12 protein-coding genes are annotated in these 14,409 nt (G+C 68.9%); 10 read left to right on the forward strand and 2 right to left on the reverse strand.

All coding sequences use genetic code 11. The annotated features are described in order from the left end of the window. Nucleotides 1–106: 106 nt before the first annotated feature. The 6 genes from HDA44_RS01845 to HDA44_RS01870 all read left to right on the forward strand — a co-directional run bounded on the left by HDA44_RS01845 (nucleotide 107) and on the right by HDA44_RS01870 (nucleotide 7,077). Nucleotides 107–262 (forward strand): hypothetical protein, encoded by a 156-nt coding sequence (locus HDA44_RS01845; RefSeq protein WP_233715190.1) that lies wholly within the window; start codon nucleotides 107–109, stop codon nucleotides 260–262. Between the two features lie 258 nt (nucleotides 263–520). Then, a complete protein-coding gene (smc, locus tag HDA44_RS01850; protein WP_184842703.1) occupies nucleotides 521–4,078 on the forward strand; it encodes a chromosome segregation protein SMC in 3,558 nt (1,185 codons plus the stop codon). A 69-nt stretch (nucleotides 4,079–4,147) separates the two neighbouring features. Then, nucleotides 4,148–4,672: a COG4315 family predicted lipoprotein gene (locus tag HDA44_RS01855; RefSeq protein ID WP_184830741.1), complete on the forward strand. Its 525-nt coding sequence runs from the start codon at nucleotides 4,148–4,150 to the stop codon at nucleotides 4,670–4,672. Nucleotides 4,673–4,739: 67 nt separating this feature from the next. Further along, a complete protein-coding gene (locus HDA44_RS01860; RefSeq protein WP_337905585.1) occupies nucleotides 4,740–5,270 on the forward strand; it encodes a sigma-70 family RNA polymerase sigma factor in 531 nt (176 codons plus the stop codon). Next, nucleotides 5,267–5,953, forward strand: coding sequence for an anti-sigma factor family protein (locus HDA44_RS01865; protein ID WP_184830745.1), 687 nt, complete (start codon nucleotides 5,267–5,269; stop codon nucleotides 5,951–5,953). Before HDA44_RS01860 ends, HDA44_RS01865 begins: the two co-directional genes overlap by 4 nt. 32 nt (nucleotides 5,954–5,985) lie before the next feature. Then, entirely contained in the window at nucleotides 5,986–7,077 is a 1,092-nt protein-coding gene (locus HDA44_RS01870; RefSeq protein ID WP_337905586.1) for a threonine aldolase family protein, read from the forward strand. Between the two features lie 136 nt (nucleotides 7,078–7,213). Here the strand turns inward: HDA44_RS01870 and HDA44_RS01875 are convergent, their stop codons facing one another. Both HDA44_RS01875 and HDA44_RS01880 read right to left on the reverse strand, forming a co-directional pair. Continuing rightward, the gene (locus tag HDA44_RS01875; protein WP_184830749.1) at nucleotides 7,214–8,119 is read right to left on the reverse strand and encodes a M48 family metalloprotease; all 906 of its coding nucleotides are present in this window, start codon (nucleotides 8,117–8,119) and stop codon (nucleotides 7,214–7,216) included. After that, on the reverse strand, nucleotides 8,116–8,520 hold the full coding sequence (locus tag HDA44_RS01880) for a BlaI/MecI/CopY family transcriptional regulator (RefSeq protein WP_184830751.1): 405 nt from the start codon (nucleotides 8,518–8,520) through the stop codon (nucleotides 8,116–8,118). The genes HDA44_RS01875 and HDA44_RS01880 overlap by 4 nt, the downstream gene beginning before the upstream one ends. Before the next feature lie 82 nt (nucleotides 8,521–8,602). Here HDA44_RS01880 and HDA44_RS01885 point away from each other — a divergent pair, with 82 nt between their 5' ends. The 4 genes from HDA44_RS01885 (at nucleotide 8,603) to cydC (ending at nucleotide 14,373) form a co-directional block, all read left to right on the forward strand. Further along, nucleotides 8,603–10,021, forward strand: a complete 1,419-nt coding sequence (locus tag HDA44_RS01885; RefSeq protein ID WP_184830753.1) for a cytochrome ubiquinol oxidase subunit I — start codon at nucleotides 8,603–8,605, stop codon at nucleotides 10,019–10,021. 10 nt (nucleotides 10,022–10,031) lie between these two features. Continuing rightward, on the forward strand, nucleotides 10,032–11,021 hold the full coding sequence (gene cydB / locus HDA44_RS01890; protein ID WP_184830755.1) for a cytochrome d ubiquinol oxidase subunit II: 990 nt from the start codon (nucleotides 10,032–10,034) through the stop codon (nucleotides 11,019–11,021). Further along, the gene (gene cydD / locus HDA44_RS01895; protein WP_184830757.1) at nucleotides 11,018–12,643 is read left to right on the forward strand and encodes a thiol reductant ABC exporter subunit CydD; all 1,626 of its coding nucleotides are present in this window, start codon (nucleotides 11,018–11,020) and stop codon (nucleotides 12,641–12,643) included. Before cydB ends, cydD begins: the two co-directional genes overlap by 4 nt. Before the next feature lie 113 nt (nucleotides 12,644–12,756). Further along, nucleotides 12,757–14,373, forward strand: coding sequence for a thiol reductant ABC exporter subunit CydC (cydC, locus tag HDA44_RS01900; RefSeq protein WP_337905587.1), 1,617 nt, complete (start codon nucleotides 12,757–12,759; stop codon nucleotides 14,371–14,373). Nucleotides 14,374–14,409 lie beyond the last annotated feature (36 nt).

The raw sequence follows: 14,409 nt of genomic DNA on the forward strand, positions 1-14,409 counted from the left end.
GGCTCCTTTGTGACCAGGAAGGCGAGCGCACCCGGCCAGAACCCTTCCGGAGGACAGCACAATGGCCAAGGCTCTTCTAGGGCATCTTGGAGGCACTGACCCGCGCATGCTCGAGCAGGTTCGTCTGCTCAACCGGCGTGTCGCAGATCTGGAGGCGCACGTGATGCGGCTCCAGGCCGAGAACGACCACCTGGTGGCTCAGATCCACGAGGGTCGGCTGCTCACCGTCGACGAGGCGCTGCGCGCTCCCGCCTCGGTCTGACACCTCGGTTCGTAACCCCGTCCGCTTTACCTTCCGTACGGCGGTGGCCCCCGTCCGGGCCTCCGCCGGTTGTACGTTCACCCGATGTTGTACTCCCAGACCTATCGCCGGCCGATCGGCTCGGCCTCCGCTGAATCGCACGGATCTCTTTGTAGACTGCGAAGCGGAACACCTTCCCCCGGGTAGCGGCAGCGTGACGAACAGCTACGGCGGTTCCTTCGGTATCGTCTGTCCTTTCACGGGTTGGAGAGCTTCGCCTTGTACCTGAAGAGCATGACGCTCCGGGGCTTCAAGTCGTTCGCGTCCGCGACGACGATGAACTTCGAACCAGGCATCACCTGCATCGTCGGGCCGAACGGTTCCGGCAAGTCCAACGTGGTCGACGCGCTGGCCTGGGTGATGGGTGAGCAGGGTGCCAAGTCGCTGCGTGGCGGCAAGATGGAGGACGTCATCTTCGCCGGTACGTCCGGCCGGTCGCCGCTCGGCCGGGCCGAGGTCGTGCTGACCATCGACAACACCGACGGCGCGCTGCCGATCGAGTACGCCGAGGTGACGATCAGCCGGACGATGTTCCGCAACGGCGGGTCCGACTACCAGATCAACGGCCAGAACTGCCGCCTGCTGGACGTCCAGGAGCTGCTCAGCGACTCCGGTATCGGCCGCGAGATGCACGTCATCGTCGGCCAGGGCCAGCTGGACTCGATCCTGCGCGCCACGCCGGAAGGCCGCCGCGGCTTCGTCGAAGAGGCGGCCGGGGTGCTGAAGCACCGCAAACGCAAGGAAAAGGCGATCCGGAAGCTGGAGGCCACCGAGGGCAACCTGCACCGGCTCGGGGACCTGATCCAGGAGATCCGGCGCCAGTTGAAGCCGCTCGGGCGCCAGGCGGAGGTGGCGCGGCGGGCGGTGACGATCCAGGCCGAGGTCCGGGACGGCCGGGCCCGGCTGCTCGCCGACGACATCGTGCAGGCCCAGTCCGCGCTCGAGGCCGAGCTGCGGGACGAGGCCGCGCTGACCCAGCGCCGGACCGAGACCGAGGAGCAGCTGCGCGCGGCGCGGGAGCTGGAGGCCGAGCTCGAGGACGCGCTCCGCGAGGACGCGCCGGCGCTGCAGGCCGCGCAGGACACCTGGTACCAGCTGTCCGGCTTCGGCGAGAAGATCAAGGGCACGGCGCGGATCGCGGCGGACCGGATCCGCTCGCTGAACGACGAGGCCGAGGAGCCGCGGCCGGGCCGGGATCCGGAGGAGCTCGAGCTGGAGGCGGCCCGGGTCCGCGAGACCGAGGCGCAGATCGAGGCCGAGGTCGAGGCGCACTCCGAGCTGCTGGCCGAGTCGGTCGAGCGCCGCCAGCAGCTGGAGTCCCAGGAGGCCGAGGAGGAGCGCCGGATCTCGGCGCTGATCCGGGCCGCCGCCGACCGGCGCGAGGGCCTGGCCCGGCTGACCGGTCAGGTGAACGCGCTGAAGAGCCGCGCCGCCGCCGCCGAGTCCGAGATCGGCCGGTTGGCGAACAACCGGCGCGAGGCCGAGGAACGCGCCGCGAAGGCGCAGCACGACTTCACCGCGCTGGAGACCCAGGTCGCCGGGCTGGACGCCGGCGAGAAGGGCCTCGACGAGGAGTACGAGGGCGCCCAGGCCGTACTGGACGAGCTGGACGAGCGGCTGGCGAAGCTGCGGGCCGAGGAGCGCGACGCCGAGCGGGAGCGTACCGGTCTGGCTGCTCGTAAGGAGGCGCTCGAGCTCGGTCTGAACCGCAAGGACGGCGCCGGCGCGCTGCTGGCCGCGTCCGAGCAGATCAACGGGCTGATGGGTTCCGTCGCGGCACTGCTGAGCGTACGGACCGGGTACGAGACCGCGATCGCCGCGGCGCTGGGTGAGGCCGCGGACGCGGTCGCGGTGACGCACACGGACGCTGCGCTGCAGGCGGTCAGTCACCTCAAGGAGCACGATCTGGGCCGCGCGGGCATGTTGCTGGGCGATGCTCCGGCCGACGATTACGCGCTGTGGCCGGCGTTGCCGTACGGCGCTTCGTACGCGGTCGATGTCGTGGACTGCCCCGAGAACCTGCGGCCCGCGCTGCGGCGGCTGTTGCGCAAGGTCGCGGTGGTCGACGATGTGGACGCGGCGCGGTCGCTGCTGCGTAACCTGCCCGACCTGATGTGTACGACGCGGGTGGGCGATGTGCTCGGTGCACACTTCGCGTACGGCGGGTCGGATGCGGCGCCGAGCCTGATCGAGGTGCAGTCCGCGGTCGACGAGGCGGCGGAGAAGCTGACCGAGGCGACCGCGCGCAGCGAGCGGTTGCGGTTCGAGCTGCAGGGGCTGGAGGCCGAGCGGGCGCGGCAGAAGGAGTCCGTCGAGATCACGCTGGCCCGGCTGCACGAGTCGGACGCGTCGATGGCCGCCGTCGCGGAGCAGCTGGGGCACTTCGGGTCACTGGCGAAGGCGTCCCGCGGCGAGGCCGAGCGGATGGCCGAGGCGATCGCCGCGGCGGAGGCGGAACGCGACAAGAACCTGTCCGGGCTGGCCGAGCTCGAAGAGCGGCTGATGGACGCCGAGGCGTTCGACGACGACGGCGACGAGCCGGACACGTCGGAGCGCGACCGGCTCGCCGACGCGGCCAAGGCGGGACGTGCGGCCGAGATGGAGGCGCGGCTGGCGCTGCGGACCACCGAGGAGCGGGCCCGGGCGCTGTCCGGCCGGGCGGACTCGCTGGAACGTGCGGCTCGCCAGGAGCGCGAGGCGCGGGCACGGGCGATCGCACGGGCAGCTCGCCGGGCGCGGCAGGCCGAGGCAGCGCAGGCCGTACACCTGGCGGCCGGGCACGTGCTGGCGCGACTGGAGTCGTCGCTGCAGCTGGCGGCGGCCGAGCGGGCGACCATCCAGGCGCAGCGGGCCGACCGGGAGCAGGCGCTGGCGCAGGCCCGCTCCACGACCCGCAACCTGAGCTCCGAGCTGGAGCAGCTCACCAACACCGTGCACCGGGACGCGCTGGCCCGGGCCGAGCAGAAGATGCGGCTGGAGCAGCTGTACGAGAAGGCGCTCGGCGAGCTCGGTATCGAGGTCGACGCGCTGGTCACCGAGTACGGGCCGGATCAGCTGGTGCCGCCGGTGCCCACTCCGGGCGAGGAGCCGGAGCAGGCCGAAGGTGAGCCGTTCAACCGGACCAAGGTCGAGAAGCGGCTGAAGCAGGCCGAGCGGGCGCTGAACCAGCTCGGCAAGATCAACCCGCTCGCGCTCGAGGAGTTCGAGGCGATGGAGGAGCGGCACCGCTTCCTCTCCGAGCAGCTGGACGACCTGAAGAAGTCCAGGCGGGACCTGATGGACATCGTCAAGGAGGTCGACGATCGGGTCGAGCAGGTGTTCACGCAGGCGTACCAGGACGTCGAGGTCGCCTTCGAGCACGTGTTCAGCCGGCTGTTCCCGGGCGGTGAGGGCCGGCTGGTGCTGACCGACCCCGACAACATGCTGACGACCGGTATCGACGTCGAGGCCCGGCCGCCCGGCAAGAAGGTCAAGCGGCTGTCGCTGCTGTCCGGTGGCGAGCGCTCACTGGTCGCGGTCGCGTTCCTGGTCGCCCTGTTCAAGGCCCGCCCGTCGCCGTTCTACATCCTCGACGAGGTAGAGGCAGCCCTGGACGACACCAACCTCGGCCGCCTCCTGGAGATCTACGAAGAACTCCGTGAGAACAGCCAGCTCCTGGTCATCACCCACCAGAAACGCACCATGGAGGTAGCCGACGCCCTCTACGGCGTCACCATGCGCGGCGACGGCGTCTCCGCCGTAATCTCCCAACGAATCCGCGAACCCGAACCGGTCTGACGCGGTGGGCTGAACCGATTGTGGTTCTGGTCCGTGTGCAGGGTTGGAGAGCAACTCTGGAGGTCGGGCATGAAGCGGATGGGTTGGTTCGTCGGGGTGACGGCGCTTGGTCTTGCGGCGCTGACTGCCTGCAGTGGGAGTAACGGGTACGGGAGCTCCGGGTCCAGTTCCCCGTCTTCGGCCCCGTCTTCGGCGCCGGCCGCCGGGAGTGTGAAGCTGGGGACCGCGAGTGTCGGCGGTCTGGGGACGGTTGTTGTCGACGGCAACGGGCGGGCCGTGTACGTGTTCGACAAGGACACCAAGAACAAGTCGAACTGTGAGGGTGGCTGCCTGGCGCAGTGGCCGGCGGTGGCGGCGGGTACGGGTACGCCGCGGCTGACCGGGATCAGTCCGTCGCTCGTCGGCTCGATCACCCGGTCGGACGGCACCAAGCAGCTGACGATCAACGGGATGCCGATCTACCTGTTCGCGCGGGACACGCAGGCCGGTCAGGCCAACGGACAGGCGTTCGGTGGCATCTGGTGGGTCATCGGTCCGGACGGCAAGAAGATCACCACGAAGGCGTCCAGTTCGGGCAATGGCAACGGTTACTGAGACCGGACCTGAGGCTGCTGCTTCCGGGTTGGTGTGGGCGCCGACGGTTCCCGGTATCGTGCGAACGGTGGGTGACACCCCGGGGCCGCACGACGCCGAGACGCTGGTCCGCACGCTGTACGCCGAGCACGGCCGCAGCCTGCTGGCGTACGCGGTCCGCCTGACCGGTGATCGCGCCGCGGCGGAGGACGTCGTACAAGAGACCCTGCTGCGGGCCTGGAAGCACGCTGCCGACCTGTTGTCCGGCACCGGGTCGGTCCGGGGCTGGCTGCTCACGGTGGCGCGCAACATCGTCACCGACCGCGCCCGGGCGCGTGCGTCCCGTCCGGTCGAGGTGGCGGACGTAGCGGACAAGCCGCCGGTGGCAGGAGACCACTCCGAGTCCGTGGTGAACACCATGGTGGTGATGGATGCCTTGGACAAGCTTTCGCCGGAACACCGCGAGGTACTGGTGGAGCTGTACTACCGCGGGCGGACCGTCGTCGAAGCAGCCAAAGAGCTCGGTGTTCCGCCGGGTACGGTGAAGTCGCGTTCGTACTATGCCCTCCGAGCGCTCCGCGCGGTGATGGCTGAGGAAGAGGCGGAGGTGTCCGGATGAGCGAGCACGAGCGTACGCAGCTGGGCGCCTACGCGCTGGGCGCGCTGGAGCCGAGTGAGATCGAGTCAATCGACCGGCACCTGGCCACTTGTGCGGAGTGCCGAGCCGAGCTTGCTGAACTGACCGGGCTGACGGACGTACTCGGTGCGGTACCGCCGGAGGCGTTCCTGGATGGTCCGCCCGACGGCAGCGACCTCCTCTTGCAGCGGACACTCCGGGAAGTGCGCGAGCCACAAGTACCGGTTGATGCTCCGGTCGCGCGGCGGCGTGCTCCCTGGTTGCTGGTCGCTGCGGCAGTCGTTGTCGTCGCAGGTGCGCTGGGCGGTGGTGTCGCACTCGGTCGGTCGACCGCGCCGAGTGGTACTGAACCGGTTGCCGGGTCGAGGCAGGTGACTACGTCCGACACCATCAGCGGCGCGAAGATGGCGACCACGGTGGAGCCACGGTCGGGCTGGACCTGGGTGCAGGTGCAGGTGACCGGGCTGAAGGCGGGGGACCAGTGCGAGATGGTCGTGTACGACAAGTCGGGCGAGCCGTGGACCGCTGGTAGTTGGCTGGTGTCGGAACAAGCAGCCAAGGACGGAAGTACGTTCGGCGGCGGCGTACTTGTTCCACTCGACCAGGTGCAGTCAGTGGAGATCAAAACCCTGCAGGGACAACACGTGATCACAGCGACGTTGTAAACGGGGTTGCGGGCCGCGAGAGGATGGGAATCGTGGCTACTACCTCCGAAGATCTGCGGGAGCGCCGGAAGAACGCGCTGGACAACTGCGACCGTTGGCTGTCGGGTCGGCGAGTGTCGGTGCCGGACCAGCTGCGGCAGTTGGCGGAGGTCGCTACAGACGATCAGACGGACATGTACGGCAGTGGTGGCGAGGTAGCCGCCCTAGAACAAGAGGTAGCGCAGCTACTCGGCAAACCGGCTGCCGTGTTCATGCCGACCGGCATCATGGCGCAGCAGGCAGTGCTGCGCGTGTACGCGGACCGGGCGGCGACCAACCGGGTAGCAGTGCATGGCCTGGCCCATCTACTGGTGCATGAGCTGAACGCGCTGGAAGAGGTACATCACCTGCGCATCGAGCGGATGACGTCTGAGCCACGTCAGCCACGCCCCGACGAGCTGGCAGCTGTTCCAGGCAAGTTGGCGGCGGTGACGCTGGAGCTGCCGCTCCGGGATGCCGGGTACCTCCTGCCGACGTGGGACGAGCTGGTGGTGTTCTCCGAGTCCTGCGCGGCACGCGGAGTCCCTCTGCACCTTGACGGGGCGCGGCTGTGGGAGAGCACGCCGTACCTGGAGCACAGCCTGGCTGAGATCGCCGCGCTGGCCTCGACCGTGTACGTGTCGTTCTACAAGGTGCTCGGCGGGATCAGCGGGGCCGCGCTGGCCGGCCCGGAGGACGTGATCGCCGAGGTACGCCGGTGGCAGCGGCGACTCGGCGGCAACCTCTTCTCGCTCTTCCCGTACGCCGTCTCCGCGCGCGAAGGTCTGCGGACCGTGCTGCCGCGGATGGACGACCTGTACCAACGAGCCGTCGAAGTCGCGATGGCCTTGCAGAGCGAGGGGTTCCGCGTCTTCCCGGAGCCGCCGCAGACCAACTCGTTCCGCCTGTACGCACCGCGCGCCGTGGATTCGATCGAGCGTGCTTCGATCGAACGAATGGAGCGTACGCACGAGGCGCTGTCCTACAGCTGGCAGCCGGCCGACGTCCCCGGGTGGTCGTGGGTCGAGTTCGTCACCACCCCGAACACGCTCGATTGGCAGGTCGACGAAATCGCCAAGGCGTTCGGGGAACTTCTGACGCGGTAACAACGTCAGGCACTGTGTTGGGGTGTGGGGATCCGGGGAGAGAAGTGCTGACATTCGTCGTCACCATGGTGGTTTTGCTCGTGCTGGCAGGTCTGGTCCTGCTGGCTGTCGCCCGCGGGGAGGGCAAGCACTTCGGTTAACTGACCGCGTCCACAATCGCCGTCACGATCGGGGCGGCGATCGTGATCGTAGGGATGATCAGCAGCGCCGCCGCCGCGACGTACGTGCAGCTGGACAGTAGGCGCTCGTTCGGCGCCGGTGCTGCCAGGCGTTCCACTCGAAGCACAGTGGAAGACTTGGCCGCGGCCAGTGCTGCTTCGGGCGCCGGCGCACCGGCCAGGGCTACTAGGGCTCTGGCCAGTGGGCGTGGTCCGTTGCGGCGTCGCGCGTCGTCATCGGCCAGCAGCTCCACCAACGTACGCGCCTGCTCCAGAGCCACATCACTGCGTACCCAGCGTGGGAACGCATGGTGCAGTGCGGTGAACTCCTCCAGCACCAGGTCGTGCCGTGCACGTAGGTGCGCCTGCTCATGAGCGAGTACGGCCTTCAGCTCGCCGTCGTCCAGCCGATCCAGTGCACCGACGGAGACAACGACCCGAGCACCGCGAAGAGCAGGCAGGCAGTACGCCAGTGGTGTCTCCTCCGCCAGCACGCGCAGTCCGGGGATCAGGCCGTCCGGTGTGGCAAGTACGTCGACCAGGTCCCGGTGCCGTTTGCGACGGGCCCGCGTACCCACTGCGACTCGTCCTACGGCCCAGAACAGTCGCACCACGACCAGTGCGGTCATGGCCAGGATCGCTGCGGCCACCAGGTCACGTGCTGACGACGGGTTGAACCGTGGCTCACCAGGGCGGCCGGCAATCGAGTAGGAAAGGGCAATGCCCGCACCGAGCGCGGCCAGTACGGCTGCGAGTGCTATCGCCTGCCAGAGGATGACAGCGGCGCGGGGGACTCGGTAGGGCCAGTTGGAACGAGCTAGCACGGCCGGGGCCGGGCCGGTGAGTACCAGCGCCAGGACGGCCAGCAGAACCGGGGTGATCACCCCGACTGCTCCTGAGCGTCCAGCCGCGACAGGGCCTCACGCAGTAGAGCCGCCTCCTCGTCGGACACCTGACCGACGAACCGGACCAACGCCTCCCGGCGATCACCAGCACGGTCCAGCGCGTCCCGCATCAGGTCGGCGGCCAGCTCCTCCCGCGGCGCGGCCGCACGGTACCGCCAGGCTTTGCCGTCGCGCTCCCGCTCGGTCAGCTTCTTCTTGGCCAGCCGGTCCAGCACGGTCATCACGGTGGTGTACGCCAGCTCGCGCGTGCCGGACAGCTGCTCGTGCACCTCGCGCACGGTCAGCGCGGCCGGTGCCGCCCAGAGCTGCTCCATCACCAGCCGCTCCAGGTCACCCAGTGGCCGCGGTGCCTGCGGCTGAACCTTCTCCTCACTCGCCACGTGACCAGTATAACTACATGTTGTAGTAGATCGGCGCTACCATCTACTACGACACGTCGTAGATGGGCTCGGAGGCCTGCCGATGGACACCCTGGACCTGGCGCGGTGGCAGTTCGCGATCACCACCGTGTACCACTTCTTCTTCGTGCCGGTGACGATCTCGCTGGTCGCGATCACCGCCGGCCTGCAGACCGCCTGGTACCGGACCGGGAAGGAGAAGTACCTCCGGCTGACCAAGTTCTACGGGAAGCTGTTCCTGATCAACATCGCGATGGGCGTGGTCACCGGGCTGGTCCAGGAGTTCCAGTTCGGGATGAACTGGAGTGACTACTCGCGGTTCGTCGGCGACGTCTTCGGCGCCCCGCTCGCGCTCGAGGGGCTGCTCGCGTTCTTCCTGGAGTCGACCTTCATCGGGCTCTGGATGTTCGGCTGGGACCGGCTGCCGAAGCTCGTACATCTGGGCTGCATCTGGATGGTCGTGCTCGGCACGCAGCTCTCGGCGTACTTCATCCTGGCCGCGAACTCGTGGATGCAGCACCCGGTCGGCTTCCGCTACAACGCCGAACGCGGCCGGGCCGAGCTGACCGACCTGTGGGCGGTGCTGACCAACAAGGTCGTCCTGGTCACCTTCCCGCACACGATCTTCGCCGCGTTCATGGTCGGCGGCGCGTTCGTCGCCGGGGTCGCGCTCTGGCACCTGATCCGCCGGCCCGAGGTGGACAAGGCGGTGTTCCGGTCGGCGCTGAAGATCGGCGCCTCGATCGTCCTGGTCGCGAGTGCCGGGGTGGCGATCAGCGGTGACCTGCAAGGCAAGGTGATGACCGAGGTACAGCCGATGAAGATGGCGGCGGCCGAGGCGCTGTACGAAACCGAGAAGCCGGCCGCCTTCTCGGCGTTCACGATCGGCACGCTGGACGGGTCGAAGGAGATCTTCTCGATCAAGGTCCCGTACCTGCTGTCCTTCCTGGCCACCGGGAGTTTCGACGGCGAGGTGAAGGGCATCAACTCGCTGCAGGAGGCGTACGAGCAGTTGTACGGCCCAGGCTCGTACAAGCCGAACATCCCGCTCACGTACTGGACGTTCCGGCTGATGATCGGTGTCGGGATGGCGTCCGCGGCGGTCGCGCTGTGGCTGCTCTGGACCACCCGCCGGGGCCGGGCGCCGACGCGCTGGCTGATCTACCTGGCCGCGCCGCTGCCGCTGCTGCCGATGGTGGCGAACACATTCGGCTGGATCTTCACCGAGACCGGCCGGCAGCCGTGGCTGGTGTTCGGCCTGTTGCCGACCGCCTCGGGTGTCTCGCCGGGTACGACCAGCGGCGAGGTGATCACGTCCTTGGTCGGCTTCACCGCGCTGTACGGCGTGCTGGCCGTGGTCGAGACCAAGTTGCTGCTCCGGACCATCCGTGGCGGTCTGGCCGGGACCGACGATCCGCCGGCGGACGAACCACCGGACGGCTCGCCGGAGCAGGCCGAGAAGCCACTGTCGTTCGCGTACTGAGGGGTTCGAGATGGAACTGACGACTGTGTGGTTCGTCGCGATCGCGACGTTGTGGACCGGGTACTTCGTCCTGGAGGGGTTCGATTTCGGAGTCGGCATGCTGTTCCGCGTGCTCGGCCGGAACGAGCCGGAGCGGCGGGCCGCGATCAGCACGATCGGGCCGGTCTGGGACGGCAACGAGGTCTGGCTGATCATGGCCGGTGCCGCGACCTTCGCGGCGTTCCCGGAGTGGTACGCGACCCTGTTCAGCGGGTTCTACCTGCCGCTGTTCGCGATCCTGGTCGGGCTGATCATCCGTGGCGTGGCACTGGAGTACCGCGGGAAGCGCGACGACGCGACCTGGCGGGGCCGGATGGATGTGATGATCGCGGTCGGTTCGCTGCTGCCGGCGCTGCTCTGGGGCGTTGCCTTCGGCAACATCGTGCGCGGCGTCCCGCTGGACGCCGACCACGAGTACATCGGCGGTCTGGGTACTTTGCTGAACCCGTTCGCGCTGCTCGGCGGGCTGACCTTCGTCGCGGTGTTCGTCACGCACGGCGCGATCTTCCTGGCGCTGCGGACCACCGGCGACCTGCGCGTGCGCGCCAACCGGCTGGCGACGCGGACCGGAGCCGTCGCCGCGGTGCTCACGATCGCCTTCCTGGCCTGGGCGCAGGTACTGCGCGGCGACTCGATGTCGCTGGCGCTGATGATCGCGGCCGTGGTCGCCTTCGCCGGTGGTCTGGTGGCGAACGTGGCGCGGCGCGAAGGGTGGGCCTTCGTCGGTACGACCCTCGCGATCGGGCTGGTCGTGGTGGCGCTGTTCGTCGCGCTGTTCCCCGACGTGATGCCGTCAACACTTGAGCCTGGATCAACATTGACGGTAGTTGATGCGGCGTCATCGCCGTACACATTGAAAGTGATGACGATCATCACGGCGATCTTCTTCCCACTGGTTCTGCTGTACCAGGGCTGGACGTACTGGGTGTTCCGCAAGCGCGTCATGGTGGCAGCGTCGTGAAGCCGCTCGATCCGCGGTTGCTGCGGAGGGCCCGGGGCGCGCGGGTCTTCCTCGCGGCGTCGGTGCTGATCGGGGTCGCCAGTGGCGTGCTGATCATCGTGCAGGCGGTCCTGCTGGCGCGGGGCATCGCGGGTGTTGTACTGCACGGCAGTCCGGTAACCGCGGTGGCCTGGGGGCTCGGTGCGGTGGTGGCAGGACGCGCGCTGCTGGTGTGGGCGCAGGAGGTGGTCGCACAACGTGCGGCGGCCGCAGTGAAGTCCACGCTGCGCAAACAGGTCCTGCGGCACGCGCTGGAGCTCGGACCTGTCTGGCTGAGCGGTGAGCGCAGCAGCGCGCTGACAACGCTGCTGACAAAGGGCCTGGACGACCTGGACCCGTACTTCGCGCGCTACCTCCCGCAGCTGGTTCTGGCGGCTACTGTGCCGGCCGGTGTGATCGGATGGATGGCGACCGGCGATCTGATAGCTGCCGGTACGGTGCTGATCACCTTGCCGTTGATCCCGATCTTCATGGCGCTGATCGGCTGGGCCACCCAAGCCCGCAGCCGGCGCCGCCAGCACGCGCTGGCGGTGCTGGCACATCACTTCGCCGATGTGGTCGGTGGACTGACCACGCTGAAGTTGTTCGGCCGGGCGAAGGCGCAGGTGACCGCCGTACGCCGGGTGACCGACGAGCACCGGAAGGCGTCGATGGGGAGCCTGCGGCTCGCGTTCCTGTCGTCGTTCGCGCTGGAGCTGCTGGCCAGTATCTCGGTGGCGCTGGTCGCCGTGGGCGTCGGCCTGCGCCTGGTCGACGGGAAGCTGGGCCTGGAGACCGCGCTGATGGTGCTGATCCTGGCACCGGAGGCGTACCTGCCGCTGCGGCAGGTCGGTCTGCAGTTCCACGCCAGCGCCGACGGAGTCGCCGCGAGCGAAGAGGTCTTCCGGGTACTGGAGACCCCGCTGCCGCAGCGCGGCGACCGGACCGACGTACCTGACCTGCGGACCATCCCGCTGCAGCTGTACGACGTGACGGTGTCTTACCCGGGCCGTGAGGAACCGGCGCTGGACGGCTTCGACCTGGAGTTGCATCCGGGTGAGGTGGTCGCACTGACAGGTGCGAGCGGCGCCGGTAAGTCGACCGCACTGGCTGTGCTGCTTGGGTTCGTCGAGCCGACGCGCGGCCTGGTCGTGGCTGGAGGCAGTGCGGCCGACGAGTTCGACCCGGTCGTGTGGCGGCGGCAGTTCGCCTGGGTGCCGCAGCGGCCAGGGCTGCGGTTGGGGAGCGTGGCCGACAACGTACGGCTTGGTCAACCGGACGCGTTGGACGACGAGGTACGGATGGCGCTGCTCGCCGCCGGTGCCGGTGAGCTGGAGCTGGACAAGGCAGTGGGGGAGCAGGGGCAACTGCTGTCGGGTGGTCAGCAGCGCCGCGTCGCACTGGCCCGGGCGCTCATCACCGACGCGCCAGTGCTGCTCCTGGACGAACCGACCGCCGGCCTCGACGCCGATGCGGAGGCCGCCGTGGTCGCCGGACTGCGTGCCAGCGGCCGGACCGTCCTGATGGTCGCCCACCGACCGGCGCTGATCGCCGCCGCCGACCGGACAGTCACTGTCGGAGCCAGAGAGCTGGTGAAGGTATGAGCATGGACCCGGAGCACCCGAGAGCTGGTGAGGGTGTGAGCAGGCACCCGGAGCACCCGAGAGCTGGTGAGGGTGTGAGCAGGCACCCGGAGCACCCCAGAGCTGGTGGCAGTGTGAGCGGGCAGTTGGTTCGCCCGGACAGTGGCGTGCGGTGGCGACTGGTGCTGGCGTTGATGTTGGGCGTTGCCGCGGCTGGGTCCGCTGTCGCGCTACTCGCCACGTCCGCTTGGCTGATCACGGCCGCCGCCGCGCAGCCGCCCGTACTGCTCCTGATGGTCCCGATCGTGGCTGTACGTGCCTTCGGTGTCGGGCGAGGCGTCTTCCGGTACGTCGAGCGGCTGGTCGGCCACGACGCGGCGTACCGGGTGCTGGGAGAGTCGCGTGCCCGCGTGACCCGACGGCTGGAGCAGGTAGCACCCGGCGGACTGACTGGGCAGCGAAAGGGTGATCTGCTCGCCCGCCTGGTGTTGGACGTGGATGCCGTCCTGGACCTCTGGCTGCGCGTCCTGCTGCCTGTTGCCGTGGCAGCTGTCACCGCAACAGCCACTGTCGCCCTGCTGACCATCCTGCTACCTGTGGCCGGTGCGGCCGTGGCGCTGGCAGTTCTGGTCGCGTGCACCGTCGTCCCGTGGCTGACTGCCCGGACCGCCGAGCGGGCCGAGCGGAACATCGCCGGCGCCCGTGGTGAGGTCTCGGCGACCACCACGGAGACCCTGCTGACCGCAGCCGACATCGTGGCCTTCAACGCGGTTGACTCGGTGCTGAACGACTTCAGCCGCCGGGATGCCCGCCTCGCCGCTGCAGAGCGTCGCTCCGCGTGGAGCACAGGCCTCGGCGGCGGTCTGCTCACCCTGTGCGTCGGCGGTGCCAGTATCGCCGCGCTGATCCTCGGCAGTACGGCGAACATCACCGGTCCGGTCTTCGCCGTACTGGTCCTCACTCCGCTCGCCCTGGCCGACGTCCTTGGTGGCATCCCAGCCGCTGCCCAGCTGGCCATCCGCGTACGGGCATCCCTCGCCAGGGTCCAGGAGCTCCTGGACACCCCAGAGCCCGTCACTGAGCCGACCCATCCGCTGCCGCTGCCCACCGGCCGCGACCTCCAGGTCCGGCTCCTACGTGTCGGGTACGACGACACCGATGTGCTGACTGGCCTCAACCTGGACCTGACGGCGGGCAGCCGCGTAGTGGTCACCGGTCCGAGCGGTTCCGGCAAGAGCACGCTGGCTGCCGTACTGCTCCGCTTCCTCGCACCACGCGGGGGAGAGGTGCTGCTGGACGGAGTGGACCTGGCCCGGCTGGAAGGCGACCAGGTGCGGTCCGTGGTCGGGCTGTTGACCCAGGAGAGCCACGTCTTCGACACGAGCATCCGGGAGAACCTGCTGCTCGCACAGCCCGGCGCAAGCGACCTGCGGCTCTGGAAGGTGCTCTACCGGGCCCGGCTCGGGCAGTTCGTCGAGAACCTGCCGGAAGGCCTGGACACCATGGTCGGCGAGCACGGCGCGCGGTTGTCCGGTGGGGAGCGCCAGCGGCTCGCTTTCGCCCGGCTGTTGCTCGCGGAGCGGGACGTACTCGTGCTGGACGAGCCCACGGAGCACCTGGACGAGGAGACCGGCCGTGCGCTGCTCGCCGACCTGTTCGCGGCCGCCGGAGACCGGACCGTCGTTCTGCTCACCCACCGGCCCGAGCTGGTACCTCCTCACGTACCGCGACAAGAAGTGTGCCTGACGTGACGAATGCGGGCGGCGGGCCGGGTGTCTGTCAAGATT

Origin of the sequence: Kribbella solani, from assembly GCF_014205295.1 — a bacterium.
In the GTDB taxonomy this organism is placed as follows: domain Bacteria; phylum Actinomycetota; class Actinomycetes; order Propionibacteriales; family Kribbellaceae; genus Kribbella; species Kribbella solani.